This window comes from Rhodothermales bacterium, assembly GCA_013002345.1.
Classification (GTDB): Bacteria; Bacteroidota; Rhodothermia; order Rhodothermales; family JABDKH01; genus JABDKH01.
This window is the reverse complement of the sequence record JABDKH010000166.1, coordinates 1-2091: the sequence shown is the minus strand read 5'-3', so window position 1 is coordinate 2091 and position 2091 is coordinate 1. Positions and strand designations below refer to the sequence as shown.

Below are 2091 nucleotides of genomic sequence, written 5' to 3'. Positions count from 1 at the left end.
ATGTGGACCAGAGGCCCGTGGTTCGAATGCGGTCATGGATTGGAAGCGATCGAGATGGCAATCCCTTCGTGACACCGGACGTCACCCTGCGAACGGCTGAAGTCCATCGGAAGACCGCCCTTGAAATGTATCTGGCGGAGTTGCGCCTGTTGCGGCGGGATCTCAGCGTTTCGGACCGGCAGGCCCCGATCCCTGCCAGTTTGGCCGAATCCATTTCTCGAGATACAGACCGGATACAGTTGCCGGCCATCGTGGTCGACCTGTATGCCCACGAGCCATACCGACTCAAGATCAGCTACATGATGGCACGAGTTCGGCATCTGCTCGGCGAGGACATCATCGACGAAGGCGCCCGGAGTGGTCCGGACGCCGTCTACACGGCCGACGCGTTCGTCAACGACCTGGAGCTGCTGCGTCAGGGTCTCGCAGAGAGCGGCATAGGCGATCTCGCCAACGCGAGTCGGCTCGTAGAATTGCTGGATCGGGCGCGCGCTTTCGGGTTCCACCTCGCGGCTCTGGACGTCCGACAGCACTCGGGTATTCTCCGGCAGGCGGTCTCAGCCGTATTAAAAGAGGCCGGTGTCACGGAAGAATATTCCGATCTCCCGGAGACCGAAAAGCGGGAGCTGTTGACTCGTGAACTGCAGAACCGCAGACCTCTTCTTTCGTCTGCGTCACGACTACCGGAAGCCGCGAGCGACGTGCTGGAGACGTTCCGGGTGATACGTAAACTGGTACACAGGGACCCCGCATCCATCGGCAGCTTTATCGTCTCGATGACGCATTCGGTGAGCAATCTGCTCGAAGTAATGCTTCTTGGGAAAGAGGTAGGACTCTGGCGACTCGTGGCAGGAAAAGTCGAGACGGCCCTGGACGTTGTGCCATTGTTCGAGACGATCGATGATCTTGCGGGCGCTGACCAGTTCATGGACGACCTGTTCCAGAATCCGATCTATCGCTTGCATCTTGACGCGAGGAGTAACCTGCAGGAGATGATGCTCGGTTACTCGGACAGTAACAAGGATGGCGGATTCTATATGGCAAACTGGGCACTGTATCGAGCCCAGAACAGCCTCGGCGCGATTTGTCGCGAATACTCGGTGGACTTTCGCCTTTTCCACGGGCGCGGGGGTACGGTGGGCCGAGGCGGAGGCCGTGCCAATCAAGCCATCATGGCCATGCCGCTATCATCGCAGTCGGGTCGCATCCGCTTCACGGAGCAGGGAGAGGTTATCAGTTTTCGATACTCCCTCGTTGATATCGCTCACCGGCACCTTGAGCAGATCGTCAATGCTACAATCCTTTCGACAGCCGCTGCGATGAAGGGCGAGAGAGATACGTTTAGACCAGACGAACAGGACGTCCAACTTATGGAGGCGTTGGCAACAACATCGATGGCCGCGTACCGCGAGCTGATCACGGATGAAAAGCTCTGGTTCTGGTACACCAGGATTACGCCCATTGAACACATCAGCCGGCTGCCGATAGCGTCGCGTCCGGTGTCTCGCAAGAGTTCGGATGAGGTCGACTTCGAGAGCCTCCGAGCGATCCCGTGGGTGTTTTCATGGACCCAGGTCCGCTACATCGTACCCGGGTGGTATGGAATGGGAGCTGCACTTGAGATGGCAGACGATAGTCCGCAGATGTCACATCTTCAGCGTCTGTACACGTCCTGGCCTTTCTTTGCTGCGGTCATCGACAGTGCCCAGCGCGAGATGGCGAGAGCCAGGCTGGAGGTCGCCAGACGTTATGCCGATCTGGCCGTCTCGGAGTCCGGCGAAGCTGGATACCATGAGGTCCTCCAGAAGGATTTCTCGCTCGCGAAGAAATCCATACTCGCCGTCACGGGACAGGACTCGCTTCTGGAAAATAACGAGGTGATCAGCAATTCGATTCGCCTCAGAAACCCGTTTACCGACGTCCTAAATCTGTTGCAGATCGATTTGATTCGACGCTACAGAGCGGCGGAGTCGGAAGACGTCGATCCTGTTCGGCGAGCGCTTTTTCTCAGCATTAACGGCATCGCAGCCGCCATGCAGAGCACGGGGTAAGCAGTCACTTACGCGGCGCGCCTGAACCCTTTCCTCTCCT

The 2091-nt window shown here is 58.0% G+C and carries 1 protein-coding gene; it reads left to right on the top strand.

Going from position 1 to position 2091, the window contains the following annotated elements; genetic code table 11:
• The first annotated feature begins 26 nt into the window (after positions 1 to 26).
• The gene (locus HKN37_08530) at positions 27 to 2051 is read left to right on the top strand and encodes a phosphoenolpyruvate carboxylase (protein NNE46691.1); all 2025 of its coding nucleotides are present in this window, start codon (positions 27 to 29) and stop codon (positions 2049 to 2051) included.
• The last annotated feature ends 40 nt before the right edge of the window (positions 2052 to 2091 follow it).